Here is a 26,401-nt window from a genome sequence, read left to right on the forward strand (position 1 = left end):
ACATCAATATGACGGTGAAATTACGTCCGCTGGAGCGGGAAGACCTGCGTTTTGTGCATCAGCTGGATAACAATGCCAGCGTAATGCGTTACTGGTTTGAAGAGCCGTACGAAGCGTTTGTCGAACTCTCAGACCTGTATGACAAACACATCCACGATCAAACTGAGCGCCGCTTTGTGGTTGAACATGACGGGCAAAAAGCCGGATTGGTGGAGCTGGTCGAGATCAATCATGTACACCGTCGCGCTGAATTTCAGATCATTATCGATCCGACCCAGCAAGGTAAAGGTCTGGCCACTAAGGCCGCTAAATTAGCGATGGATTACGGCTTTTCGGTGCTGAATCTCTACAAACTCTATCTGATTGTCGATCAGGAGAATGAGAAAGCGATTCACATCTACACCAAGTTAGGATTTGAAGTGGAAGGCGTGCTGAAGCACGAGTTTTTCATCAATGGCGAGTATCGCAATACCATACGTATGTGCATTTTCCAGCAGCAATATCTGGCGCAGCATAAGTCCGGTAATGCGATGTTGAAGCCAACAGCACAGTAATGAAAAGCTGGCTCTAAGCAAAGTGGTGCATTGTACGCGCGCGCCTGTCAAGCAAGCGCGATACATCGCGCCGCTATCTGGATTTAATTTACCCGCCGCGCGCACCCACCACGTTCATGCGTGGCTGCGGATGTTCGGGTTTCAGGTCATACATGCCGCCATAGAACGGATCGACCAGCAGCCAGCCGGGGAAGCCCAATAACGGGATGTTGCCCAGCAGATACCAGAGGTTGGCGCTGGCCTCGATTGGCAGCGTCACCGGCACATAGCCCGGGCTCTCCAGCATCACCTGATAGTGTTTTTTACCAAAGTAATTGCCGGTGGATTTCGCCAGCTGGACGGTTTGTGGCGTGTAGCCCTGTGCCACCGCGCGGCCGGTTTCATCCTGCACGGTGAAACGCGCGCCTTGCGGAACAGAGTCGATTTTTACCGGCTGCGTTTCCGTGCCGACGATGGTGGCACAGCCGCTCAGCAGCAATGCAGTGGCAGGAAGAAGGTGTCGCAGGTTCATGGCAGGTCCGCTATAGAATCAGATAGGACAGTCTAAACTGCCCTATCCTGCTTTTCACTCGCCTCAATCGCGCTATCAGTGCTGCTTTTCTGGCCTTTATTGCGGTTGACAACAGGCGGCAATCGCCGCGATATCCTGCGGTGTGGTACGGCAACAGCCGCCAATCAGCCGTGCGCCCGCTTGTTGCCACTCAGGGAATTTATCCTTTAGCGTGCAGCCCGATGGCGCCGAGTGCCAGGTTTTACTGCTGGCATCGTACTGCTCGCCGGAGTTGGGATAGACCAGCAACGGCTTCGCACACAGCGCCTGCAGGGTTTGCAGCGCAGGTGTCACGCTCTCCAGCGCCACACAGTTAATGCCAATTGCTACCACCTGCGGTGCCGCATTGACCAGTTCAGCGACCTGGCTTAATGGCGTGCCGTCGCTGATGTGTTGCGCATCACGCAGCGTGAAGGAGAACCAGGCGCTGCTGTCAGGGAATTCGGCCAGCAAACTCACCAACGCCTGCGCTTCGGCAAACGACGGCAACGTTTCACACGCCAATAGATCCACTCCGGCTTCGAATAATGCTTTCACACGTGGACGGTGGAAATCTTTCATCTCCGCCTCCGGCAAGGCGTAATCGCCACGATACTCTGCACCATTGGCAAGATAGGCACCGTAAGGACCCACGGAGCCCGCCACCAGCAGCGCTGCTGTGCTGCCTGTCGCAGCACGATAATCGTCACGCGCACGCTGTGCCAGTTTCACGCTCTGAGCAATCAGCGTGAGCGCTTGCGCCTCATCCAATCCACGCGCCGCAAAGCCCAGCGGCGTGGCCTGATAGCTGGCAGTAATCGCCACATTGGCGCCGGCAGCAAAATAGTCGTAATGCACCTGATAAATCAGCTCAGGGTTCTCCACCAGCACTTTGGCAGACCAGAGCGCATCGGCCAGATTGCAGCCGCGCGCTTCAAGCTCAGTGGCCAGTGCGCCATCCAGAATCAGTGTGTCGTGTTGGGTTAGCGCCTGCGCTACCGGGTTAAGCGACATCGTTGGCCTCCTGAGCCTTTAGGTTACGTCGATGCGTCACATGGTATGCGGCATAGCAGAACAGCACAAACGGAATGCCACACCACAGCGCAATACGCTGTGACGGATCGAACGCCAGGCCGACACACGCCAGCAGGCACAGCAAGAAACCAAGAATCGGCGTCAGCGGATAAAGTGGCGCACGATATGCCAGATCTTTCAGCGTACCGCCCGCCGCCAGATGGCGACGACGGAACACGTAATGTGAGGCACAGATACTCAGCCACACCGCCACCACCGCAAAGCCAGAAATGGCTGACAGCGCGACAAATACCGTATCCGGCGCAATGACGCTGGAGAACAGGGCCAGTAAGCCGCCCAGCATACTGATGGTGAGCGCCAATACCGGGACGCCACGGTGGTTCACCCGCGCAAAGCAGCGCGGCAAGGTGTTCTCATTCGCCAGCGACCACAGCATCCGTCCCGATGCATACAAGCCCGAGTTAGCGGCGGAGAGGATCGCAGTGAGGATCACGAAATTGAAGATGTCGGCCGCATAGGGAATGCCAATCTTCTCGAACACCAGCACAAACGGGCTTTTGACAATACCGGCCTGATCCATTGGGATTAGTGCGGCCAGCACGAATACCGTACCAATGAAGAAGATGATCAATCGTGCCACGGTGGTGCGGATCGCCAGCGGCAGGGCCTTTTGCGGTTGTTCGGTTTCGCCAGCGGCAATACCAATCAGCTCAGTCCCTGAAAAGGCGAAGTTCACCGCCACCATAGTCATCAGAATCGGCAATGTGCCGTGCGGCAGCCAACCTGAGGCGGTCAGATTACTCAGGCCTGGCGCGGCACTGCCATCCTTCATCGGGATAAAGCCAAACATCGCGCCCGCACCAAGAATGATAAAGGCAATGATGGTGACCACTTTGATGATGGAAAACCAGAACTCCCCTTCCGCGAAGAACCGCGTGGAGACGATATTCAGCAGATAGATGGCGATGCAGAACACCAGGCACCACAGCCATACGGGCGTGGTGGGGAACCAATACTGCATGCAAAATCCGGCGGCCGTCAGGCTGGAGCCGAGCGCCACCGTCCACGTTAGCCAGTAAAGCCATGCCACGGTATAGCCGGTTGCCGGGCTGAGATAACGCGCAGCATAGACATGGAAGGCACCGGTTTCCGGCATCGCCACGGCCAGTTCGCCGAGGCACACCATCACCAGCCACACCACCAACGCACCAATCAGATAAGCCAGCAGCGTGCCCGCCGCACCCGTTGTCGAGATGATATAGCCGGTATTGAAGAACAGTCCGGTGCCGATCACACCGCCCAGTGACAGCATCACCAGATGCCGCACTTTCATGGTGCGCTTGAAGTTTTCCTGCGAGGGTGTTTCCTGCTGTTGCATGGTTTTTATCCGTATGGACGTCTGAACATCTATATGGACACAGGGTTATACGCGCCAGCGTGTCAATTTGCAACGTGGCAAAGGGTAAGGGTTTTTAAACAAGGGTGTGCGGCCCCGCGCTAACGGGGCACCACATCAGGCGCCAAATACGCCTTGTAGATAGCGCTCAAGCGCAATACGCGAGCTAAAACCGTGCGGAATACCGTAGTGTTCCTGGGATTCACCCATCAGATAAAGCGGGAACTGCGTGTAGTGATCGCAGGTTTTCATTTCTGAGGCGGGATCGGCAAAGTGCTGACTTTTCTCTTTCAGCGTAGGGTGAATGATCAATGCGGTGCGGCCCATACGCGCTTCGCGATTGACGTAAACATAGCTTTCACCACGACGATAACCGTAGATTTTCGGCGTCAGGGTGTCCATTTCGAACCCTGCTTTTTCCAGTACGCGCGCTACCTCATCCGGACGTAAATACATGCTTGCTCCTCTCTTCTCACAGCCCCGCAACCTTACAACAGCCCGACATGCAGGACATTCGGAATTTCCCTAAAGCCTGGCATACGCCTGCGTTTAGTCACGTTTCGTCTACACTAAGTATTACTTGTTAAATCAAAGGGAGCGAAAAAATGTTTAATCGAGTAAGCAAAAACGATGACATTGATATTAATCAGGATGTGAATGAGCTGGCAGATTCGCTCGAAGCATTACTTAAATCTTACGGCAGCGAAGCCAAGGATGAAGTGGATAGCGCACGCAGTAAAGCACAGTCGCTGCTGAAGCAGACCCGCGCAAAACTGAACAGCGGCAACAGCCGTGTTTCTCAGGCAGCGCGTGACGCCAGTCATCAGGTCGATGCCTATGTGCATGATAAACCCTGGCATGGCGTAGGTGTCGGTGCAGCTGTGGGTCTGGTGCTAGGTGCGCTGTTGATGTCGCGCCGTTAACCGTCATTAGCGTTTAAAGAGAGCCTCGCGATTGCGGGGCTTTTTTGTGCCTGCTGCAAATGAAAGCGCACAAAATTTGACCTAAATTTTGCCTCCCTCGCCTTTACAAAAAAATTTTCGGGCCTGGAAGGCGCATGATTTCTGGTATTAGCGATTATCCGAAGATTAAAATACAAAATCCCTATATCTGGTGGGCTTGACCGCCACGAGCACTACATCTAGTATTCAACCCATCAACTCGCTACCAGATGTCGTCAAGGACGAAGTTCGCTGCAAACAGGATTTTGCTTCGTATCTCGCATCCAGACCGCAATCAAAGGGAAATACGAATCATGCGCATTATTATTTACACTAAAAACAATTGTGTCCAGTGCAACGCGACGAAAAATGCCATGGACCGTAAAGGTATCGACTATCAACTGATCAACCTCGATACCCAACCAGAAGCCATTGATAACCTCAAATCCCTCGGCTATCGCCAGGTGCCTGTTGTCATGACGCATGATGACCACTGGAGCGGCTTCCGCCCTGACAAAATTGCCAGCTTGCGCCAGCTCGCTGCTGTCGGGGGATAAGCGATGTTCCCACTGGTGTACTTCTCTAGCCAGTCGGAAAACACGCACCGATTTATCACTCGTCTGGGACTGCCTGCTTGCCGCATACCGATTGATGGCAAGCAACGCCTCAATATCGACCAGCCCTTTATTCTTGTGGTGCCGAGCTACGGCGGCGGCAGTGCGCGAGGGGCAGTCCCCAGACAAGTGATTCAATTCCTCAATGATGACGCTAACCGACGCGGTATCCGCGGGGTGATTGCTGCCGGTAACCGCAACTTTGGTGAAGGCTATTGCCTGGCAGGCGACATCATTGCGCAGAAATGTCAGGTTCCTTATCTCTACCGCTTTGAGTTGATGGGAACCCCCGACGATATCGCTAATGTAAAAGCGGGAGTAACCCAATTTTGGCAACGACAGACACCCTGAACAGCACGCAGCTGGATTATCACGCGCTCAACGCGATGCTGAACCTGTATGACGCCGATGGCCGCATTCAGTTCGAGAAAGATCATGAGGCTACGCGCCAGTTCTTCCTGCAGCACGTGCAGCCCAACACCGTACAATTCGCCTCTGCTGGCGACCGCCTGCGTTATCTGGTGGAGGAAGGCTACTATGAAGCCACGGTGCTGAATCAGTACGACTTCAATTTCCTGTGCCAGCTGCACGATGAGGCCGACGCCTGGGGTTTCCGTTTTCACACCTTCCTCGGTGCGTGGAAGTTTTACACCAGCTACACGCTGAAAACCTTCGACGGTAAACGCTATCTCGAAACCTTCGAGCAGCGCGCCTGCATGGTGGCGCTGACGCTGGCACGTGGCAATGAATCGCTGTCACGCGAATTGCTGGCAGAAATGCTCAGTGGCCGCTTCCAGCCTGCCACCCCAACCTTCCTCAACTGCGGTAAGCAGCAGCGCGGCGAGTTAGTCTCGTGCTTCCTGCTGCGCATCGAAGACAATATGGAATCGATTGGGCGTGCGGTGAACTCGGCGCTACAGTTGTCAAAACGCGGCGGCGGCGTGGCGTTCCTGCTCTCTAACCTGCGTGAATCCGGTGCGCCGATTAAGCGTATCGAAAACCAGTCTTCTGGCGTGATTCCGGTAATGAAGATGCTGGAAGATGCGTTCTCTTACGCCAATCAGCTCGGTGCACGCCAGGGCGCGGGCGCGGTGTGGCTGAATGCGCATCACCCCGATATTTTCCGCTTCCTCGATACCAAACGCGAAAACGCCGACGAGAAGATCCGTATCAAAACGCTGTCGCTGGGCGTGGTGATCCCGGATATCACCTTCCAGCTGGCGAAAGAGAATCGCGATATGGCGCTGTTCTCGCCGTACGACGTTGAGCGCATTTACGGCAAGGCGTTCGGTGATATCAGCATCAGCGAGTTGTATGAAGAGATGCTGGCCGACGATCGTATCCGTAAGACTTACATCAAGCCGCGTGATTTCTTCCAGACGCTGGCAGAAATTCAGTTTGAGTCAGGCTATCCGTACATCATGTACGAAGACAGCGTGAACCGTCATAACCCGATTGCCGGTCGCATCAATATGAGCAACCTGTGCTCAGAGATTTTGCAGGTTAACAGCGCCAGCGAATTCTATGACGATCTCAACTATCGCCGCGTGGGTAAGGATATCTCCTGCAACCTGGGCTCGCTGAACATCGCGCATGCCATGGATTCCCGCAATCTGGCACAAACCGTTGAAACCGCAGTGCGCGCATTGACGGCGGTTTCAGAGATGAGTGAGATCAACTCGGTGCCGTCGGTGGCGGAAGGTAATCGCCGTTCACATGCGGTGGGCTTAGGTCAGATGAATCTGCATGGCTACCTGGCGCGTGAAGGCATGGCTTATGGCTCAGAAGAAGCGCTGGATTTCACTAATCTCTACTTCTACTGCGTGACTTATCACGCGGTGCGCACGTCGAACCTGCTGGCTCAAGAACACAAACAGAGTTTTGATGGCTTTGAGCAGTCTCAGTACGCCAACGGCCACTACTTCGATAAGTATGTGGATCGCGCCTGGCTGCCGCGCACCGCGCGTGTGGCACAGATTTTTGCCGATGCAGGCATTGCATTGCCGACGCAGGCAGACTGGCAGGCATTGCGCGAATCGGTGATGCAACACGGCTTGTTTAACCAGAACTTACAGGCGGTGCCGCCAACCGGTTCGATCTCGTACATCAACCATGCCACATCGAGTATTCATCCGATCGTGTCGCGTATTGAGATCCGTAAAGAAGGTAAAACCGGCCGCGTTTACTATCCGGCACCCTTTATGACCAACGAGAATCTGGATCTCTATCAGGATGCGTACCAGATTGGTCCGGAAGCGATTATTGATACCTACGCCGAAGCCACGCAGCACGTCGATCAGGGCCTGTCTTTGACGCTGTTCTTCCGCGATGACGTCACCACACGTGACATCAACAAAGCGCAAATTTATGCGTGGAAGAAAGGCATCAAAACGCTCTATTACATCCGTCTGCGCCAGATGGCGCTGCAAGGCACCGAAGTCCAGGGCTGTGTCTCCTGCTCATTGTGATGAAAACTATGCAACTTAAACAAATTCAAGCGATTAACTGGAACCGAATCCAGGACGACAAAGATCTCGAAGTGTGGAACCGTCTGACCAGCAACTTCTGGCTGCCGGAAAAAGTGCCGTTGTCGAACGACCTGCCAGCGTGGCAGTCGCTGGACCACCAGCAACAGCAGCTGACCATCCGCGTATTTACCGGTTTGACGCTGCTCGACACTATCCAGAACGTCATCGGCGCGCCGGGCCTGATGGAAGACGCCATCACGCCACATGAAGAAGCGGTGCTGTCGAACATCAGCTTTATGGAAGCGGTGCATGCGCGTTCATACAGTTCGATCTTCTCCACGCTGTGCAACACCGCCGATGTCGATGCGGCATACCGCTGGAGTGAAGAAAACGAAGCGTTGCAGAACAAGGCGAAGATTGTGCTGGAGCACTATCGCGCCGAAGATCCGCTGAAGAAGAAAATCGCCAGCGTATTCCTGGAATCATTCTTGTTCTACTCCGGTTTCTGGCTACCGATGTACTGGTCAAGCCGTGGCAAATTAACCAACACCGCTGACCTGATTCGTTTGATTATTCGCGATGAAGCGGTGCACGGATATTACATCGGTTACAAGTACCAGAAAGCACTGGAAAAAGTCGATGATGCGCGCCGCGAAGAGTTGCAGCAATTTGCCATCGACCTACTGCTGGCGCTGTATGAAAATGAAGTGGTGTACACCGAAGCGCTTTACGCGGATGTGGGTTGGGCGGAAGAAGTGAAAACCTTCCTGCATTACAACGCTAACAAGGCGTTGATGAATCTGGGCTATGAAGCACTGTTCCCGTCAGAACTCACCACGGTGAATCCGGCGATTCTTTCTGCTTTGTCGCCGAATGCCGATGAAAACCACGATTTCTTCTCCGGCTCTGGCTCCTCGTATGTGATGGGGAAAGCGGTGGAAACCGAAGATGAAGACTGGAATTTCTAACTGATAAATCTCCACGGGAGCGCGTTCTGGCTCGCTCCCGTCACGCCCTGATATTCCCCCGCATCACTGCTCAATATTTCCCGATTATTTCACCTCTTTGACTTCATTATTTTGTCATTTTAGCGCCATCTATTTGTCCAATATATCGCCCACTTAAACGCAATTTATTCCCGTTTCATCGATCATTTACTGTGAAACCGGGTTAATTTCACAAAAAATTCAGAAAAAATTGATTGAGCCTCATCCCTTGTGAGCACTGGAATTATCGCCGATCTGAGCTATGCCATTCGCGTCAATATTCCCATTTAGGGTTGTCAGGTATTCTCACTATGCTAGGTTATAGGGCGCTTAAATTTAATCGAGACCACAACAAGAAATAGTCAAACATTTAACCGGGAATTTAATTACTGCATGGCAATTAAACTTGAAGTAAAGAATTTATATAAGGTATTTGGGGATCACCCAGAAAAGGCCTTTAAGCTGATTGAGAAAGGGGAAAGCAAGGAGAGTATTCTTGCCAAAACCGGTCTTTCAGTCGGTGTTAAAGATGCCAGTCTGGCCATTGAAGAAGGCGAGATCTTCGTCATCATGGGGCTGTCAGGTTCAGGCAAGTCCACCATGGTTCGCCTTCTCAATCGTCTGATAGAGCCCACTCGCGGCCAGGTGATTATTGACGGTGTCGATATTGCTAAAATATCGGATGCTGAACTGCGTCAGGTGCGCAGAAATAAGATCAGCATGGTATTCCAATCTTTCGCCTTAATGCCGCATATGACGGTGCTGAATAATGCCGCTTTTGGCATGGAATTAGCGGGCGTCGATGTGCAAGAGCGCCAGGAAAAAGCGCTGGAAGCATTACGTCAGGTGGGGCTTGAGAATTATGCTCACTCCTACCCTGATGAACTTTCTGGCGGTATGCGTCAACGCGTTGGATTAGCCCGCGCATTGGCGATCAATCCGGATATTTTATTGATGGATGAAGCCTTCTCCGCGCTCGATCCACTGATTCGCACCGAAATGCAGGATGAATTAGTCAAACTGCAGGCGAAACATCAGCGTACCATCGTATTTATTTCCCACGATCTCGACGAAGCCATGCGTATTGGCGATCGTATTGCCATTATGCAGGGCGGCGAAGTGGTACAGGTCGGCACGCCGGATGAAATCCTCAATAATCCCGCCAATGATTATGTGCGCACCTTCTTCCGTGGTGTCGATATTAGCCATGTGTTTAGCGCCAAAGATATTGCTCGTCGTAGCGCTGGTGCATTGATTCGTAAAGCGCCCGGTTTTGGCCCGCGTTCCGCCATCAAGTTGCTGCAGGATGAGGATCGCGAATTTGGCTATGTACTGGAAAAACAGAAGTTTGTCGGCGTGGTCTCCACCGATTCACTAAAAGCGGCACTGGCTGCAGGTGAAGGTCTGGATAACGCCCTGCTCGAGACGCCGTTAGCGGTTCCTGCGGATACCTCACTGAATGATCTGCTCTCCCACGTTGCACAAGCACCCTGCGCGGTGCCAGTGGTCGGCGAAGACAATCAATACGTCGGTATCATTTCCAAAAGCATGCTTTTGCGCGCTTTAGATCGTGAAGGAGCCCATTCATGAGTGAACAAACCAGCAATCCGTGGGATAGCGCCAGCCAGACCACCCAGCAACCCGCGACGACAGATTCAAGCGCGGCAGCCAGCAGTAGCGATCCCTGGGGCGGCAGCACCGCACCCGCAGACAGCAGCGCCAGTAGCAGTGGTGCTACTTCTGCCGCCAATGGTGGACATGATGCCGCCAGCAGTGCAGGCAGCGGTTCCGCTGATGCCTGGGGCGATCCTTCAGCGGCCAGCGGCGGACATGATGCCGCCAGCAGTGCAGCAAGCAGCAGTGACTGGCTCAACAGCGCGCCTGCTCCTGCTCCCGAGCATTTCAATATCATGGATCCGTTCCATAAAACCTGGATCCCGCTCGACAGCTGGGTAACCGAAGGCATTGACTGGGTCGTCAGTCATTTCCGCCCGGTGTTCCAGGGTATTCGTGTGCCGGTAGATTACATCCTCAGTGCATTCCAGCAGATGCTGCTTGGCATGCCTGCTCCAGTGGCGATTGTGGTGTTCGCGCTGATTGCCTGGCAGATTGCTAGCCCTGCGATGGGGATTGCGACGCTCATCTCGCTGATTGCGATTGGTGCCATTGGCGCATGGTCACAAGCGATGGTGACACTGGCGCTGGTGCTGACCGCCCTGCTGTTCTGCATCATCATCGGCCTGCCGCTGGGGATTTGGCTGGCGCGCAGTGAACGCGCGGCACGCATTATTCGTCCGTTGCTGGATGCGATGCAGACCACGCCGGCCTTCGTATATTTAGTGCCGATTGTGATGCTGTTTGGTATCGGCAACGTGCCGGGCGTGGTGGTGACCATTATCTTTGCGCTGCCACCGATGGTGCGTCTGACCATTCTTGGCATTAAGCAGGTGCCCGCCGATTTGATCGAAGCAAGTGAATCCTTTGGTGCCAGCCCGCGTCAGATGCTGTTCAAAGTGCAGCTGCCGCTGGCGATGCCGACCATCATGGCCGGTGTGAACCAGACGCTGATGCTGGCGCTGTCGATGGTGGTAATTGCATCCATGATCGCCGTAGGCGGTTTGGGTCAGATGGTGTTGCGCGGTATCGGTCGTCTGGACATGGGTCTGGCAACCGTCGGCGGTGTCGGTATCGTGATTCTGGCGATTATTCTTGATCGTCTGACGCAATCCGTCGCCCGAGATAGCCGCAGCCGTGGCAATCGTCACTGGTACAACACTGGTCCAATTGGCCTGCTGATGCGCCCCTTCAGTAAAAAAGCCTGATTTCTATGGACGGCCCAGCGTGGCCGTCCGTCTCCGACGCAACACGTAAAATAAGGAATGACTATGCGCAAGACAGCTCTATTCGCCGCCGTCCTGACGACGTTCGCCGCGACGCACGTGTCCGCCGCCGACCTGCCGGGTAAAGGCATTACCGTTAAACCTCTGCAGAGCACCATCGCTGAGGAAACCTTCCAGACGCTGATTGTCAGCCGCGCGCTGGAGAAACTGGGCTACACCGTTGAGAAGCCGGGTGAAGTCGATTACAACGTGGCTTACACCACCATCGCGGCCGGTGATGCCACCTTTGTCGCTGCTAACTGGAAGCCACTGCATGACGACATGTATAAAGCTGCCGGTGGCGACAACAAGTTTTACCGTGAAGGCACCTACGTTGGCGGCGCTGCCCAGGGTTATCTGATCGATAAGAAAACCGCTGAGCAGTATCACATCACCAACATTGAGCAGCTGAAAGATCCGAAGATCGCCAAACTGTTCGACAGCAACGGTGATGGCAAAGCCGATATGACCGGCTGTACGCCGGGCTGGGGCTGTGAAGCCGTGATCAACCACCAGAACAAAGCCTATGGCCTGGCTGATACGGTGACTGCCAATATGGGTAACTACTCGGCGATGGTGGCCGATACGTTGGCGCGTTATAAGCAAGGTAAACCTATCCTTTATTACACCTGGACACCTTACTGGCTGAGCGATGTGTTGAAGCCAGGCAAAGATGTGGTATGGCTGCAGGTGCCGTTCTCTTCCCTGCCGGGCGAGCAGAGCAAAGTGGATACCAAATTGCCAAACGGTAAGAACTACGGTTTCCCAGTGAACACCATGCATATTGTGGCCAACAAAGCCTGGGCTGAGAAAAACCCGGCAGCCGCGAAACTGTTTGCTGAGATGAAATTGCCAATCACCGATATCAACTCAGAAAACGCGGCGATGCATGCGGGCCAGGCTTCTGAAGCTGACATCAATCGTCACGTCGATGGCTGGATCAAAGGCCATCAGGCTGAGTTCGATAAGTGGATTTCCGACGCACAGGCAGCGGCGAAGTAATCTCCTTACCCTTATAGAGCGGCCTTTTGGCCGCTCTTATCTGCAATCCCCACACTTTTCGTGCGTTATAGCGCACTGGTACGTCCTGTCAATTAACACACCATTGAAATAATTTTTTGGGTTACTATTACCCATAAATGATTATCTACGTTTTTCGTCCGCTATGAATGCTGCTACGCCGAGACTCATCTCAGCTCTTTCTGAGGTTAAATCCTCTCAACGAATGCAATTCATCATTTTAGCTGGTACGGTATTCCTGCCGAAATGTTACATTTAAGTTAATTAACCCATTGATTTAGTAGCGTAATACTTTCAGTTAAAGTGTTTAGAAAACGTAAAGACCAGCCCAATCACATGAGTGAGACTATTCATTGATGATTGAGTTTGTTATGGTTAGCAGCACAGTTATTCACCAGAGTTATTTTTTCTCGCGAAATTATTTTTTCTTAAAAATATTTCATGATGTGAATTGATGACAATGTAACCATCTTGCGTGGCACGTTGTCAGGGCGAAGCGCCCAGGGTTACGGAACGACCTGGAACGCCAGATGTTGACAATGTGATCGTGCGAACAATCACTGGCGGAAAATATGACTACGCTTAATCTGTCACCATCCTTACTATACCAGTTGCAACTAAGAGGTTTTTTTTAAAATGGAAAGTTCGTTTACTCCCATTGAACAGATGCTGAACATCCGTGCTAACCGCCATAAAGATTTTCCGTTGCAGGAAATCATCCTGACTCGTCTGTGCATGCATATGCAGGGAAAACTGCTGGATAACCGCAACAAGATGTTGAAGGCGCAGGGAATTAACGAGACCTTATTCATGGCGCTGATCACACTTGATGCGCAGGAAAACCAGAGCATCCAGCCATCAGAACTGAGTTCTGCGCTGGGTTCTTCACGCACTAATGCAACGCGTATTGCCGATGAGCTGGAAAAGCGGGGTTGGATCGAGCGCCGTGAAAGTGAGAACGACCGTCGCTGCCTGCATCTGCATCTGACTGAAAAAGGTAATGAATTCTTACGTCTTCTGTTACCGCCACAGCATCAGAGCCTGCAGTACCTGTGGTCTTCTCTCTCAACGTCTGAGCAGGATCAGCTGGAAGCCATCACGCGCAAGCTGCTTAACCGCCTCGATAAAATGGACGAAGATCAGGTTATCTCTTCCCTGTCGCGTTAATAGCAAGAAGTGCGACACAATCACCTTCCGAAATCGCTATTTTAATTCCCTTTTATCCGGCCAGCGTCTAAAGCGCTGGCTTTTTCGACTCGGGCATCCGTGTTGATGGACCGACACATCCCGACCAAATGGAAAACGTGGAGAACAACATGAGTGCGACAGCGGAAGCCCAAAGCCCGCAACAGCCAGCGAATAAAAAGAAGAAGCGCAAAGGTGTGCTGATCCTGCTGGCTATCGTGTTTGTACTGATTGGTGTGGCGTATCTGGCTTACTGGTATTTGGTGCTGCGCCATTTCCAGGAAACCGATGATGCGTATGTTGCAGGTAACCAGGTGCAGGTGATGGCACAGGTTTCCGGCAGCGTGAATAAAGTGTGGTTCGATGACACTGACTTCGTGAAAAAAGGCGACATTCTGGTGTCGCTGGACAAAACCGATGCAGAGCAGGCGTTTGAAAAAGCACAGACCGCATTGGCCACCAGCGTGCGTCAAACCCATCAGCTGATGATCAATGGCAAACAGTATCAGGCCACCATCAAGCTGCAGCAAACCGCGCTGGATCAGGCTGAAGCTGACCTGAAACGTCGTGAGCCGCTGGGTGCCTCAAATCTGATTGGTCGTGAAGAGCTGCAGCACTCGCGTGATGCGGTTGCGACAGCGAAAGCGCAGTTGGATGTCGCGGTGCAACAATACAACGCGAATCAGGCGATGATCCTGAAGACCGACCTGGAAGAACAACCGGCCGTCAAACAAAGTGCAGCTGAACTGCGCGATGCCTGGCTGGCACTGCAGCGCACCGATATCCGTAGCCCAATGGACGGATATGTATCGCGCCGCAATGTGCAAGTGGGTTCGCAAATCGCCACCACCACGCCGCTGCTGGCCGTTGTTCCGGCGACAAACCTGTGGATTGACGCCAACTTCAAAGAAACTCAGCTTTCCGGCGTGCGCATTGGCCAGTCTGCCACCGTGATCAGCGATATTTACGGTGATGACGTGGAGTATCACGGCAAAGTGGTGGGTCTGGATATGGGTACCGGCAGCGCCTTCTCTCTGCTGCCGGCGCAGAATGCCACCGGTAACTGGATCAAAGTGGTTCAGCGTTTACCGGTACGTATTGAACTGGATCCAAAACAAGTGGCCGAGCATCCGCTGCGTATCGGCCTCTCCACGTTGGTGAAAGTGGATACCCAGAACAAAGACGGTGCCACGCTGGCCAGTAGCGTACGCCCACAAGCGGCTTATGAAAGTAACGCATTGGCAATCGACCTCGCGCCGGTTAACAAGCTGATTACTGACATCGTTCGTGCCAACGCCGACTAATTCCGCGGGAGGCTGTCATGGCACAAAAACCGCTTGAGGGTGCGCCGTTAGTCCTGATGACCATCGCCTTATCACTGGCGACGTTTATGCAGGTACTCGACTCCACCATTGCTAACGTGGCGATCCCGACGATCGCCGGTAACCTCGGTGCCTCGAATTCGCAGGGCACCTGGGTGATCACCTCTTTCGGGGTGGCAAACGCCATCTCGATCCCGATTACCGGTTGGTTAGCCAAACGCATCGGGGAAGTGAAGCTCTTTACCTGGTCGACCATTCTGTTCGTGCTGGCCTCATGGGCTTGCGGCATGTCAGAAAGCCTTGAGATGCTGATCTTCTTCCGCATCATTCAGGGTGTGGTCGCCGGCCCGTTAATTCCACTGTCGCAAAGTTTACTGCTCAACAACTATCCTCCGGCGAAGCGCAGCGTGGCGCTCTCGCTGTGGGCGATGACGGTGATCGTGGCACCGATCTGCGGTCCGATTCTGGGTGGCTGGATCAGTGATAACTATCACTGGGGTTGGATCTTCTTTATCAACGTGCCGATTGGGGTTGTGGTTGTAGCCCTGACCTTGCAGACCCTCCGGGGACGTGAAACCAAAACGGAAATCCGCCCGATTGATATGGTGGGCTTAGTGTTACTGGTGGTGGGCATTGGTTCACTGCAGGTGATGCTGGATCGGGGTAAGGAGCTGGATTGGTTCAGCTCTACAGAGATTATCGTTCTCACTGTGGTGGCGGTAACGGCCCTGGTGGTGCTACTGGTGTGGGAGTTGACCGACGATCACCCTATCGTCGATCTGTCGCTGTTTAAAAAGCGCAACTTCACCATAGGTTGTTTATCAATAAGCCTGGCCTACATGCTCTACTTCGGCTCCATTGTTTTGCTGCCGCAGCTATTGCAGGAGGTATACGGCTACACTGCCACTTGGGCCGGATTGGCATCCGCGCCGGTGGGGATTATACCGGTGATCCTGTCGCCAATCATTGGCCGCTTCGCCCACAAGCTGGATATGCGGCGGTTGGTGACCTTCAGCTTTATCATGTATGCGGTGTGCTTCTACTGGCGCGCCTATACGTTTGAGCCGGGGATGGATTTTGGCGCATCGGCGTGGCCGCAGTTTATCCAGGGCTTTGCCGTGGCTTGCTTCTTTATGCCACTGACCACCATTACGCTGTCGGGTTTACCGCCTGAGCGAATGGCAGCGGCATCCAGCCTGTCGAACTTTGTGCGTACGCTGGCGGGTTCTATCGGGACGTCGATCACCACCACCATGTGGACTGACCGCGAATCGATGCACCACAGTTATTTGTCTGAATCGGTGAACCCGTTCAATTCCAATTCGCAGCAGATGTATGATCAACTGCAAAGCATGGGCATGACGCAGCAGCAGGCATCCGCTTATATCGCGCAGCAAATTACTAATCAGGGCCTTATTATCTCGGCGAACGAGATCTTCTGGGCATCGGCGGGGGTGTTTTTAATCCTGCTGGTCTTGGTGTGGTTTGCTCGTCCGCCATTTGGCGCGGGCGGTGGCGGCGGTGGCGCGCACTAAACAGTAGATACAAAAACGGGCCTTTCGGCCCGTTTTCATTTAGGCGTTCTGACGCCACCATTCGGCGAGCAAAATGCCGGTTGCAACGGAGACGTTAAGACTCTCAACATTGCCAGTACCACCAATCGACAGGCTGATATCGCCCTGCTGGAAGGCGCTGTCGGACAGACCTTCACGCTCTTGTCCCAGTACCAGAACCATTTTGGCTGGCAGCTCGGCTTTCGCCAGCGGCGTGCCTTCATGGCTGGAGGTGGTCACGATGGTATATCCCGCTTTGCGGAAGGCTTCGAGGCCGCTGGCAAAGCTTTCACCACTGATCGCCTGCACATGCTCTGCGCCACCTTCTGCGGTACGCACTGCAGCGCCCGACTCCAGCAGTGAAGCATCATTCACCAGCAAACCTTTCACACCGAAGTGTGCGCAGCTACGCATGATGCCGCCGAGGTTGTGCGGGTTGCTCACATCTTCCAGTGCCAGCACGCAATCTTTGGTATCGGCTTTTTTCAGCCACTCGGACACTTCCATGCCCATGCGCTTCTTAATAATGAAGCACACGCCGCCATGGTGTTCGGTGCCTGACGCTTTGGTCAGCTCGGCATCCTCTACCACGTGATAGGCTTTACGGTTTGCCGCTAACCAACGCAGGGTTTCGCGGAAGCGTGGCGTGACGCTCTGGACAAACCAGGCGCGCACGATGCTTTCCGGACGGCTGGCGAACAGCGCCTGGCAGGCATTTTCACCGTAAACGCGCGTCTCTTCCTGACGCTGACGGCGAATTTGTTCCGGGTCGATCACCGGCTTGTTGCTTGCCTCATCATCAACCTGGCTGTCATCAGCCACTGGCGGACGAGAAACGGTGCGCCATGGAGAATCGCCGAAGCTGCGGTTGTCATCAGCACGATTGTCTCGACCACCAAAGCTGCGACCGCGATCTGCATTGCGTGCATCACGTGCCGGGGTACCACGACCCGCTCCATCACCACGTGCGCCACCGCTACGGCCACCTTCTTCATTACGTGCACTGCGAGGACCAGAACGACGATTATCTTCCTGGCGCGCAGCAGGACGGCCGCCTTTGCCGGTACGGGGATTTGGCTTCTGACCGCCATCCTCATCACGTACATACATCACTTTTACCTTGCCGCTTTTGCCTTTAAATTCGTCGTTCATTTGTTCCTCCTGCATTGAGAGCGCGAAGATTACCTGATGTGTAGGTGCTTAGCTATCAACTATTGAACCTATTGGGCAATCCAGATTGAGCATAGCACTCAACCTTTTCATAATGTTCGGCAATCATCATATTTACAGGTCCGGTTAGAGGTGACGATGAATACTGTATGTGCCTCCTGTCAGGCAACCAACCGCGTTCCAGAAGCGCGTATCGCCGATGGCGCCAAGTGTGGCCGCTGCGGCGACGAGTTATTTAACGGTGAAGTGGTGAATGCCACTGCTGCCACCCTGGATAAATATTTGCAGGACGATTTACCCGTGGTCATCGACTTCTGGGCGCCCTGGTGTGGTCCGTGCGTCAACTTCGCGCCGGTGTTTAAAGACGTTGCCGATGAGCGTCGCGGGAAAGTACGCTTTGTGAAGGTGAATACTGAAGCCGAACCGGCACTCAGCTCTCGCTTCCGCATTCGCAGTATTCCTACCATTATGCTGTTTAAAAACGGCGAGATGGTCGACATGCTTAATGGCGCAATGCCTAAAGCCCCGTTCAACGAGTGGCTCGACGAATCACTGTAGTCATTAAGGCCAGCCGCGTGCTGGCCTTGTGGTTTGCCTTACATTAAAATGGCGTTTTTTCCTGCCTGCGATTCTATGTCTGAAAATGCCGTCCTGCGCTTACGTGCGCAACGTTTAGCGCGCGCCACGCGTCCGTTTCTTGCCCGCGGTAACCGCGTCGTGCGCTGCCAGCGTTGTCTTCTGCCGCAAAAAAACTGCCTGTGCGCGACCTTGCAACCGCAGCAAGCACGCAGCCGTTTTTGCCTGGTGATGTTCGATACCGAACCGATGAAACCCAGCAACACTGGACGACTGATCGCCGATATCCTGCCTGATACGCTGGCGTTTGGCTGGTCACGCACTGAACCTGATGAAGCGATGCTGGCCGCAGTGAAAACTGCCGACTATCAGCCACTGGTGGTGTTCCCGGGTTCGTACGCCGATGCGGGCCGTGAAGTGCTCACCACGCCACCGCTCACCGGAAAACCGCCGCTGTTTATTATGCTGGATGGAACCTGGACCGAAGCGCGCAAGATGTTCCGCAAAAGTCCCTGGCTGGATGCTTTCCCGGTGATGTCACTCAACGTCTCGACGCCGTCACGCTACACGCTGCGTGAAGCGCATGGCGAGGGTCAGCACTGCACCGCCGAAGTGGCCGCCGCGGTGCTGGAGCAGGCTGGCGATGTCGAGGCAGCCAGTGCGCTGCAGCAGCATTTTGAGCATTTCCGCCATGCCTATCTGGCAGGGAAACCGCATCATCCTGTGCATTATCAGGAAAGCGTGCTGTAAGGATCGCCTGATTTTTTAACACGCCGGTTTGAATTATAGTCGCACATCGCCATGGAATTGGCCCAAAACATAAGGATGATGTGCTATGAAAATCTGGTGGTTTGTCGTGCTGCTGCTCACGGGCTGCAGCACGGCCCCGCAAACTGACCGTCCTTTCCCACTGCAGGTGCAATCCGTTAGCACGCGTCCGGGTGACATTATTACCGTTACTGAATTACAGCCCGGTGATTTGTTGCTCTCCTCCGCTACCTCGCCGCAATCCTGGGGCATTCGCCTGTTTAGCTTCACAGGCGTCAGTCATGCAGCAATTTATCTGGGTGATCAGCAAGTGGCGGAAGCCGTGGGCAGTGGTGTAAAAATCATTCCGCTGCAGCAGGCCATAGAAGAAAGTAATAATTTGTTGGTGCTACGCGTGCCCACTCTCACTCAAGACCAAAGCTCGCTACTGCGCGAGTTTGCCCACCAGCAACAAGGCAAAAAATACAATTTCAAAGGTATTGTGATGTTTGTGCCGTTTATGGTTTCGCGCCGAGTCTGCGAGCTGCCGCTGATCCATGGGAATCTACGTAGTGCCTGCCTCACTGCATTGGCGCGCGTGCAACTCGGCGACGTTGACGATCCTCAAGCCAATCGCTTCTTCTGCTCAGAATTCGCCCTCGCAGGTTATCGCCATGCAGGAGTCGAGCTACTTCAGGGACAAGCGAGCTGGGTCAGCCCGGCTGATCTCCTGCATCTGCGTGATGGAGATGTCTCAGCATGGCATAGCGAACAGAGTATGCAGTACATCGGCCATTTAAAGCGCTGGAACCTTAAAGAGATCCTCAGCCTGCGATCGGCGAATCGGCAAGCAGAGTAAAAAGCGTTTACAATCATGCCAATCTTGATGTCGGGAGTGGATGATGAGCCAACGCGGACTGGAAGCACTGTTACGACCTAAATCAATTGCGGTGATTGGCGCGTCCGTTACACCAGGGCGCGCCGGCTACTTTATGATGCGTAATTTGCTGGCTGGCGGGTTTAATGGTCCCGTGCTGCCGGTGACGCCGAAGTATAAAGCCGTGAGCGGCGTACTCGCCTGGCCAGATATTGCCAGCCTGCCCTTCGCGCCCGATCTCGCCATTATTTGTACTCACCCCAAACGAAATCTGGATCTGCTGCAACAGCTGGGTGAAAAAGGCTGTAAAGCCTGCATCATCCTTTCCGCGCCAGCCAGTCAGTTGGAAGAGTTGAAGGCCTGTGCCAGCCAGTGGCAAATTCGCCTGCTCGGCCCGAACAGTTTGGGATTGCTGGCACCCTGGCAAGGATTGAACGCCAGTTTCTCGCCGGTGCCTATCGCCAAAGGGCGCATTGCCTTTATTTCCCAGTCAGCGGCCGTATCCAATACCATTCTCGATTGGGCACAACAGCGCAATCTCGGCTTCTCCTGGTTTATCGCATTGGGCGACAGCCTGGATATTGATGTTGATGACCTGCTGGATTTCCTGGCGCGCGACGGCAAAACCAGCGCCATCCTGCTCTATCTGGAACACCTCAGCGATGCACGCCGCTTTGTTTCGGCCTCACGTAGCGCCTCACGCAATAAACCGATTCTGGTAATCAAAAGCGGTCGCAGCCATCAGGCACAGGCGATGATCGGTACACTCAGCGGGCTGGATGCGGCATGGGATGCCGCGATCCAACGCGCGGGGTTGCTGCGCGTGCAGGATACTCATGAGCTGTTTTCAGCGGTGGAATCGCTGAGCCATATGCGCCCCCTGCGCGGGGACCGTTTGATGATCATCAGCAACGGCGCCGCTCCGGCCGCATTGGCGCTGGATGAGCTGTATGCCCGCAACGGCAAGCTGGCCACGCTCAGTGATGAGACGTTAATGGCGCTCGCTGCGTTATTGCCAGAGGGCGTCGGGCGCGGTAATCCGCTGGATTTAAAGGATGACGCCACCCCGTCTCGCTACGTTGCCTGCATTGAGCAGCTGCTGAATAGCCATGAACTGGATGCCTTAATGATCATCCATGCTCCCAGCGCCGTATCTCCTGCCAGCGAAACGGCTGAGCAAATTATTGCGGCGGTGGCGAAACACCCTCGCGGAAAACAGGTGACGCTATTAACAAACTGGTGCGGTGAATACTCCTCGCAAGTAGCGCGTCGCGCTTTCACTCAAGCTGGAATTCCCACCTGGCGTACACCGGAAGGCACCGTGACCGCGTTTATGCACCAGGTCGAATATCGCCGTAACCAGAAACAACTGCGTGAAACCCCCGCCTTGCCCATTGGTCTGACGCAAAATAGCGCGCAGGCGCACCAGCTGATTCAACAAGCGCTGGATCAGGGGATCAACACGCTGGACACCCATGAAGTGCAGCCGGTGTTGCAAGCGTACGGTTTGTCCACGCTGCCCACCTGGATTGCAGGTGACAGTCGTGAGGCCGCCACTATCGCCGATCAGATTGGCTATCCGGTGGCGCTCAAACTGCGATCGCCAGATATTCCACACAAATCTGAAGTTCAAGGCGTGATGCTGTATCTGCGCAGTCGTGAGGAGGTTGAGCAAGCTGCTGAAGCGATATTTGATCGCGTGCGCCACACCCATCCGCAAGCCCGAATTGATGGATTGCTGGTACAAAGCATGGCGAATCGTGCAGGTGCGCAGGAATTACGCGTGGTGGTGGAACAAGATCCGCTATTTGGTCCGATCATTATGTTGGGTGAAGGCGGCGTAGAGTGGCAGGCTGACAAACAGGCGGCTGTCGCACTGCCGCCGCTCAACATGACGCTGGCGCGCTATCTGGTGATTCAGGCGATGAAGAGCGGTAAAGTTCGCAGCCGCAGCGCGTTGCGTCCACTCGATATTGCCGGCCTGAGTCAACTGCTGGTGCAGGTATCAAACCTGGTGGTGGATTGCCCGGAGATTCAGCGGCTTGATATTCACCCGTTGCTGGCATCAGCTAACGAGTTCACCTTGCTGGATGTCACACTGCAACTTGCACCATTTACCGGTGATAACGAAGCGCGCCTGGCGATTCGCCCTTACCCGCACCACCTTGAAGAGCGGGTGCAACTGAAAGATGGCCAGTATTGCCTGTTCCGCCCAATTTTGCCTGAAGATGAACCACAATTACGCGCGTTTATCGCCCAGGTAACGAAGGAAGACCTTTATTACCGTTATTTCAGCGAAATCAATGAGTTTACCCATGAAGATCTCGCCAACATGACCCAAATTGATTATGACCGTGAAATGGCGATTGTTGCCGTGCGGCAGCATGAGGGTAAAGACGAGATTATTGGTGTCACGCGTGCGATTTCAGATGCCGATAATATTGATGCGGAATTTTCGGTGCTGGTACGTTCTGATCTGAAAGGACTTGGGATGGGCAGACGTTTACTGGAAAAGATGATCCGCTATACGCGCGATCATGGTCTGCAACAATTGAACGGTATCACCATGCCGCACAACACGGGCATGATTACACTGGCTCGAAAACTGAATTTTCGTGTGAATATTCAATTGGATGATGGCATTGTCAGTCTGAATTTATCGCTCGGTGAGGGGTGATGATATCCTGTACAGAAAGGTAAAAATCCTCCTTATCAGGCCGGTTGGTGTTATTATTTACCGTTAGGATCATGATTTGATGGCAAAAGGCCATGCAATGAACAGAGAAGAAGTGCACTGTGATGTTGTCTAAATTTAAACGCAATAAACACCAACAACACCTCGCACAGCTGCCTAAACTGTCACAATCCGTGTCGGATGTGACCACGCTCTACTCGCCTGCCGAGTTCCGTGAAACCCTGCTGACGAAAATTGCGGCTGCTGAGAAACGCATCTGCATACCCGCGCTCTATCTTGAGAACGATGACGGCGGGCGAGCCATCATGCAGGCCCTATATGCAGCGCGTCAGGTGCGACCGGAGCTGGATGTCAGTATTCTGGTGGATTGGCATCGCGCGCAGCGTGGTCGAATTGGCGCTGCTCGTGGGCTGACCAACGCTGACTGGTATTGCGAGATGGCGGCACAGCATCCGCACATTGCCATTCCGGTATACGGAATTCCCGTTAATACCCGTGAAGCGCTTGGCGTGCTGCATCTTAAAGGCTTCATCATTGATGACACCTTGCTGTACAGCGGTGCCAGCCTGAATGATGTTTATCTGCATCAGCATGAAAGATATCGCTACGATCGTTACCAGTTGATCCGTAATCCACACCTGGCTGACACCATGTACGCGTGGATTTGCGAAAATCTTAAGCAGTCAGATGCGGTTAATCGCCTCGACCAAAGCGAGCGCCCTTCCAGCCCTGAGATCAAAAACGAGACGCGCCAGTTCCGTCAGGATTTGCGCAGTTTTAACTATCAGTTCGCGGGTAATACCGATAATGAGTCACTGGCGGTCACGCCGCTGGTGGGCCTTGGCAAGCGCAGCCTGCTTAATAAAACCATCTTCCATTTGATGCCTTGCGCCGATCGTAAACTTACGCTCTGTACGCCTTATTTCAACCTGCCTGCGATCCTGGTGCGTAATCTAATCCATCTGCTGCGTCAGGGGAAAGAAGTGGAGATTATCGTGGGGGACAAAACCGCCAACGATTTCTATATTCCACCTGAGCAGCCGTTTAAGATTATTGGCGCACTGCCCTATTTGTATGAGATCAACCTGCGACGCTTCCTGAGCCGCTTGCAGTATTACGTCAATAATGGGCAGTTAACCGTGCGTCTGTGGAAGGATGGCGAAAACAGTTATCACCTGAAAGGTATCTGGGTTGATGACGAGTGGATGATGATTACCGGCAATAACCTTAATCCACGCGCATGGCGATTGGATTTGGAAAATGCGGTGCTGATCCACGATCCTAAGAATGAGCTGGCCGAGCAGCGCGAGAAAGAGTTAGCGCTGATTCGCGAACATACCACGACGGTTCAACACTTCCGCGAATTAGAAAGCATTTCTGATTACCCAGCAAAAGTCCGTAAGCTGATTCGCCGTCTGCGCCGTATCCGTATTGATCGCTTGATCAGCCGTTTACTGTAGCCAATGCGTGCGCTCATCCTCTGCATGACTTTACTCTGTAGTGGATGTGCGCATGTTGCGCAGGATAACTGGACCGGTAAGGACAAAGCCGAACACTTCTTCTCTTCTGCCGCACTTGCCGCTGCTGGCAGCGAAATATCCCAACATCAACATCAGGGCCGTGGGCAAAACCTACGTTTTGGTTTTTTGTTCTCGCTGAGTTTTGGCGTGGGAAAAGAGTTGTATGACAGCCGCTCTTCGGGGAGCGGCTGGAGCTGGAAAGATCTTAGCTATGATGTGGCTGGAGCCGCGACTGGCGTTGCATTGTGGAATTTGAGCCAGTAATCACAGCGCAATGCCTTTCCCTTTGCGATGCAGCATAAGCGAAATAAGGAATGCTAAAGCTCCCATTGCGGATACATACCAGAAGAAGCTGGTTTCAATTCCCTCTTTCTTCAGCAGCAAAGCGACATATTCTGCCGAGCCACCAAAGATCGCATTAGCCACCGCATAAGATAAGCCAACACCCAACGCGCGGACTTCCGGCGGGAACATTTCCGCTTTCAGAATGCCACTGATGGCGGTATAGAAGCTGGTGATAATCAGCGCCAGCATGATCAGTGCAAATGCGGCCCAACCGCTCTGCACATTTTGCAGCATCATCAGGATCGGTACGGTACAGATCGCTGCACCCGCGCCGAAGATCATCATCGAGGATCGACGACCGATCTTGTCTGAAAGCGCCCCCACGATCGGCTGAATCAGCATGAATACAAATAATGCGGCTGTCATCAATCCGCTGGCGCTGCGTGCATCCATCCCCGCCGTATTGACCAGATACTTCTGCATATACGTGGTGAAGGTATAAAAACTCAGTGAACCACCGGCAGTAAATCCCAATACCATCAGGAATGCGCGTGAATGATTACGCAGTAAACCCATAACGCTGCCCGCATCCTTATGTTCCCGGTTCTTTTTCTCGGAGGTTTCATTCAGTGAGCGACGCAGCCACAGTGCGACTACCGCCAGCACGGCACCAAGGAAGAATGGGATACGCCAACCCCAACTGCGCAATTCTTCGTCACTGAGGAGCTGTTGCAGTACCACTACGGTGAGAACCGCTAACAGCTGGCCGCCAATCAGTGTCACGTACTGGAATGAAGCATAAAAACCTTTGCGGCCCTCTAAGGCGACTTCACTCATGTAAGTCGCGCTGGTGCCATACTCTCCTCCCACCGATAACCCCTGAAACATGCGCGCCAGCAGCAGTATAATCGGTGCCGCAACACCAATTTCACCGTATCCAGGCAGACAGGCGATCACCAACGATCCCAGACACATCATGCAGACGGAAATCAGCATCGAGTTTTTTCGTCCATGGCGGTCAGCGATATAGCCAAACAGCCAGCCGCCGATGGGACGCATCAGAAATCCAGCGGCAAATACGCCTGCGGTTTGGAGTAACTGAGTAGTGGTGTCGCCTGTCGGGAAAAACACATGAGCGAAATAGAGTGAGAAAAAGGAGTAAACATAAAAGTCGAACCATTCGACCAGGTTGCCCGATGAGGCACCCACTATCGCCCAGATGCGCTGTTTACTGTCTATCGTTGATTCGGATAGTGCCACTTTTTGTTGTTGTGAGTCGGTCATGTCTTACCTCATTTCCTTGCGATAAATTGATGCCAAAGGATTGAGTAAAGCATGTAATGGTCTGTTTCGTTAATTGAATCAGGTCTGAGATTGGAAAATGTGATTAAAAAGGGATTTTAGAGTGAAATTACTGCTTATTTTTTCAACATTGACTGAAGGATTGCGAGGTGAACCTGTAGCCAGAATCGCGCTGCGGAGGCGGGGTGTCACAGGTTAAGTGGTAGATTTACTGGATGAATATGTGATTGCGCTGGCCAGCGATGAGAAATCATCAATTAATATCCCTCTTCTCGATATTAATCATCCGGTTAACGTGGCTGACTTTATCGAAAACTGGCTGAAAACGAGTCGGTAATGGGGGAGATTTTTGCCGGGCTGGCTGAATTTCAGACGTAAAAAAGCCCTGAACTACTGTTCAGGGCTTCTTCACTTAATTAATGCCTGGCAGTTCCCTACTCTCGCATGGGGAGACCCCACACTACCATCGGCGCTACGGCGTTTCACTTCTGAGTTCGGCATGGGGTCAGGTGGGACCACCGCGCTAAAGCCGCCAGGCAAATTCTGTTTCATCCGCGCCGTTACTTCCGTAACCACGCGAACCAATCTCTGAACAAGCTGAAAATCTACTGCGTCTCTCAAAAAACGCCTCTGGCGTTGTAAGGTTAAGCCTCACGGGTCATTAGTACCGGTTAGCTCAATGCATCGCTGCACTTACACATCCGGCCTATCAACGTCGTAGTCTTCAACGTCCCTTCAGGACTCTCA

25 protein-coding genes and 2 rRNA genes are annotated in these 26,401 nt (G+C 53.4%); 19 read left to right on the top strand and 8 right to left on the bottom strand.

All coding sequences use genetic code 11. The annotated features are described in order from the left end of the window. Positions 1-8 precede the first annotated feature (8 nt). On the top strand, positions 9-554 hold the full coding sequence (gene speG, locus LBW88_RS09470; RefSeq protein WP_224930417.1) for a spermidine N1-acetyltransferase: 546 nt from the start codon (positions 9-11) through the stop codon (positions 552-554). 88 nt (positions 555-642) lie between these two features. Here the strand turns inward: speG and LBW88_RS09475 are convergent, their stop codons facing one another. The 4 genes from LBW88_RS09475 to LBW88_RS09490 all read right to left on the bottom strand — a co-directional run bounded on the left by LBW88_RS09475 (position 643) and on the right by LBW88_RS09490 (position 3,970). Then, a complete protein-coding gene (locus LBW88_RS09475) occupies positions 643-1,065 on the bottom strand; it encodes a hypothetical protein (RefSeq protein WP_224930412.1) in 423 nt (140 codons plus the stop codon). Positions 1,066-1,161: 96 nt separating this feature from the next. Next, complete coding sequence (gene mmuM, locus LBW88_RS09480; protein ID WP_224930409.1) at positions 1,162-2,097, bottom strand: homocysteine S-methyltransferase; 936 nt, start codon at positions 2,095-2,097, stop codon at positions 1,162-1,164. Next, positions 2,087-3,496: an S-methylmethionine permease gene (mmuP, locus tag LBW88_RS09485; RefSeq protein WP_224930406.1), complete on the bottom strand. Its 1,410-nt coding sequence runs from the start codon at positions 3,494-3,496 to the stop codon at positions 2,087-2,089. The genes mmuM and mmuP overlap by 11 nt, the downstream gene beginning before the upstream one ends. 135 nt (positions 3,497-3,631) lie before the next feature. After that, complete coding sequence (locus LBW88_RS09490) at positions 3,632-3,970, bottom strand: DUF2002 family protein (protein WP_224930403.1); 339 nt, start codon at positions 3,968-3,970, stop codon at positions 3,632-3,634. 149 nt (positions 3,971-4,119) lie between these two features. Between LBW88_RS09490 and LBW88_RS09495 the strand changes: the two genes are divergently transcribed. From LBW88_RS09495 to emrB, 11 genes are all read left to right on the top strand, one after another. After that, a complete protein-coding gene (locus tag LBW88_RS09495) occupies positions 4,120-4,437 on the top strand; it encodes a DUF883 family protein (protein ID WP_224930400.1) in 318 nt (105 codons plus the stop codon). Between the two features lie 332 nt (positions 4,438-4,769). Beyond that, a complete protein-coding gene (locus LBW88_RS09500; protein ID WP_038645282.1) occupies positions 4,770-5,012 on the top strand; it encodes a redoxin NrdH in 243 nt (80 codons plus the stop codon). A gap of 3 nt (positions 5,013-5,015) precedes the next feature. After that, the gene (nrdI, locus tag LBW88_RS09505; protein ID WP_084936498.1) at positions 5,016-5,420 is read left to right on the top strand and encodes a class Ib ribonucleoside-diphosphate reductase assembly flavoprotein NrdI; all 405 of its coding nucleotides are present in this window, start codon (positions 5,016-5,018) and stop codon (positions 5,418-5,420) included. Further along, a complete protein-coding gene (nrdE, locus tag LBW88_RS09510) occupies positions 5,399-7,537 on the top strand; it encodes a class 1b ribonucleoside-diphosphate reductase subunit alpha (RefSeq protein WP_224930397.1) in 2,139 nt (712 codons plus the stop codon). The genes nrdI and nrdE overlap by 22 nt, the downstream gene beginning before the upstream one ends. A gap of 8 nt (positions 7,538-7,545) precedes the next feature. Further along, on the top strand, positions 7,546-8,505 hold the full coding sequence (gene nrdF, locus LBW88_RS09515; RefSeq protein ID WP_224930395.1) for a class 1b ribonucleoside-diphosphate reductase subunit beta: 960 nt from the start codon (positions 7,546-7,548) through the stop codon (positions 8,503-8,505). Between the two features lie 411 nt (positions 8,506-8,916). Continuing rightward, positions 8,917-10,113 carry a glycine betaine/L-proline ABC transporter ATP-binding protein ProV gene (proV, locus tag LBW88_RS09520; RefSeq protein WP_224930394.1) on the top strand — a complete coding sequence of 399 codons (1,197 nt, stop codon included), beginning with the start codon at positions 8,917-8,919 and terminating at the stop codon, positions 10,111-10,113. Then, positions 10,110-11,345: a glycine betaine/L-proline ABC transporter permease ProW gene (gene proW, locus LBW88_RS09525; protein ID WP_224930392.1), complete on the top strand. Its 1,236-nt coding sequence runs from the start codon at positions 10,110-10,112 to the stop codon at positions 11,343-11,345. The genes proV and proW overlap by 4 nt, the downstream gene beginning before the upstream one ends. Positions 11,346-11,408: 63 nt before the next feature. Then, positions 11,409-12,404 (top strand): glycine betaine/L-proline ABC transporter substrate-binding protein ProX, encoded by a 996-nt coding sequence (gene proX / locus LBW88_RS09530; protein WP_224930390.1) that lies wholly within the window; start codon positions 11,409-11,411, stop codon positions 12,402-12,404. A gap of 654 nt (positions 12,405-13,058) precedes the next feature. Next, positions 13,059-13,589 (top strand): transcriptional repressor MprA, encoded by a 531-nt coding sequence (gene mprA / locus LBW88_RS09535; protein ID WP_224930387.1) that lies wholly within the window; start codon positions 13,059-13,061, stop codon positions 13,587-13,589. Positions 13,590-13,738: 149 nt separating this feature from the next. After that, entirely contained in the window at positions 13,739-14,911 is a 1,173-nt protein-coding gene (gene emrA, locus LBW88_RS09540; RefSeq protein WP_224930384.1) for a multidrug efflux MFS transporter periplasmic adaptor subunit EmrA, read from the top strand. 17 nt (positions 14,912-14,928) lie between these two features. Beyond that, complete coding sequence (gene emrB / locus LBW88_RS09545) at positions 14,929-16,464, top strand: multidrug efflux MFS transporter permease subunit EmrB (protein ID WP_224930383.1); 1,536 nt, start codon at positions 14,929-14,931, stop codon at positions 16,462-16,464. Positions 16,465-16,503: 39 nt separating this feature from the next. Here emrB and LBW88_RS09550 read toward each other — a convergent pair whose 3' ends face one another. Then, a complete protein-coding gene (locus tag LBW88_RS09550) occupies positions 16,504-17,634 on the bottom strand; it encodes a tRNA/rRNA methyltransferase (RefSeq protein WP_224930380.1) in 1,131 nt (376 codons plus the stop codon). A 156-nt stretch (positions 17,635-17,790) separates the two neighbouring features. On the opposite strand from LBW88_RS09550, the gene trxC reads away from it, so the two are divergent. The 6 genes from trxC to LBW88_RS09585 all read left to right on the top strand — a co-directional run bounded on the left by trxC (position 17,791) and on the right by LBW88_RS09585 (position 24,331). After that, positions 17,791-18,210, top strand: coding sequence for a thioredoxin TrxC (trxC, locus tag LBW88_RS09555; protein ID WP_224930378.1), 420 nt, complete (start codon positions 17,791-17,793; stop codon positions 18,208-18,210). Positions 18,211-18,285: 75 nt separating this feature from the next. Then, entirely contained in the window at positions 18,286-18,978 is a 693-nt protein-coding gene (locus LBW88_RS09560; protein ID WP_224930375.1) for a tRNA-uridine aminocarboxypropyltransferase, read from the top strand. Positions 18,979-19,063: 85 nt separating this feature from the next. Beyond that, positions 19,064-19,834: a YaeF family permuted papain-like enzyme gene (locus LBW88_RS09565; RefSeq protein ID WP_224930372.1), complete on the top strand. Its 771-nt coding sequence runs from the start codon at positions 19,064-19,066 to the stop codon at positions 19,832-19,834. A 43-nt stretch (positions 19,835-19,877) separates the two neighbouring features. Further along, the gene (locus LBW88_RS09570) at positions 19,878-22,529 is read left to right on the top strand and encodes a bifunctional acetate--CoA ligase family protein/GNAT family N-acetyltransferase (RefSeq protein WP_224930370.1); all 2,652 of its coding nucleotides are present in this window, start codon (positions 19,878-19,880) and stop codon (positions 22,527-22,529) included. A gap of 119 nt (positions 22,530-22,648) precedes the next feature. Further along, positions 22,649-24,007, top strand: coding sequence for a CDP-diacylglycerol--serine O-phosphatidyltransferase (gene pssA, locus LBW88_RS09580; protein WP_224930367.1), 1,359 nt, complete (start codon positions 22,649-22,651; stop codon positions 24,005-24,007). 3 nt (positions 24,008-24,010) lie between these two features. Then, entirely contained in the window at positions 24,011-24,331 is a 321-nt protein-coding gene (locus LBW88_RS09585) for a YfiM family lipoprotein (RefSeq protein ID WP_200577682.1), read from the top strand. Here the strand turns inward: LBW88_RS09585 and LBW88_RS09590 are convergent, their stop codons facing one another. Beyond that, the gene (locus LBW88_RS09590; RefSeq protein ID WP_224930364.1) at positions 24,332-25,636 is read right to left on the bottom strand and encodes an MFS family transporter; all 1,305 of its coding nucleotides are present in this window, start codon (positions 25,634-25,636) and stop codon (positions 24,332-24,334) included. A gap of 217 nt (positions 25,637-25,853) precedes the next feature. On the opposite strand from LBW88_RS09590, the gene LBW88_RS09595 reads away from it, so the two are divergent. Beyond that, the gene (locus tag LBW88_RS09595) at positions 25,854-25,991 is read left to right on the top strand and encodes a hypothetical protein (RefSeq protein WP_224930361.1); all 138 of its coding nucleotides are present in this window, start codon (positions 25,854-25,856) and stop codon (positions 25,989-25,991) included. Between the two features lie 84 nt (positions 25,992-26,075). On the opposite strand, the gene rrf is transcribed toward LBW88_RS09595, so the two are convergent. Both rrf and LBW88_RS09605 read right to left on the bottom strand, forming a co-directional pair. After that, positions 26,076-26,191, bottom strand: a 5S ribosomal RNA gene (gene rrf / locus LBW88_RS09600). Between the two features lie 103 nt (positions 26,192-26,294). Continuing rightward, positions 26,295-26,401, bottom strand: a 23S ribosomal RNA gene (locus LBW88_RS09605); the annotation flags it as partial.

The organism is Pantoea sp. alder81 (assembly GCF_020179835.1).
Lineage (GTDB): Bacteria > Pseudomonadota > Gammaproteobacteria > Enterobacterales > Enterobacteriaceae > Pantoea.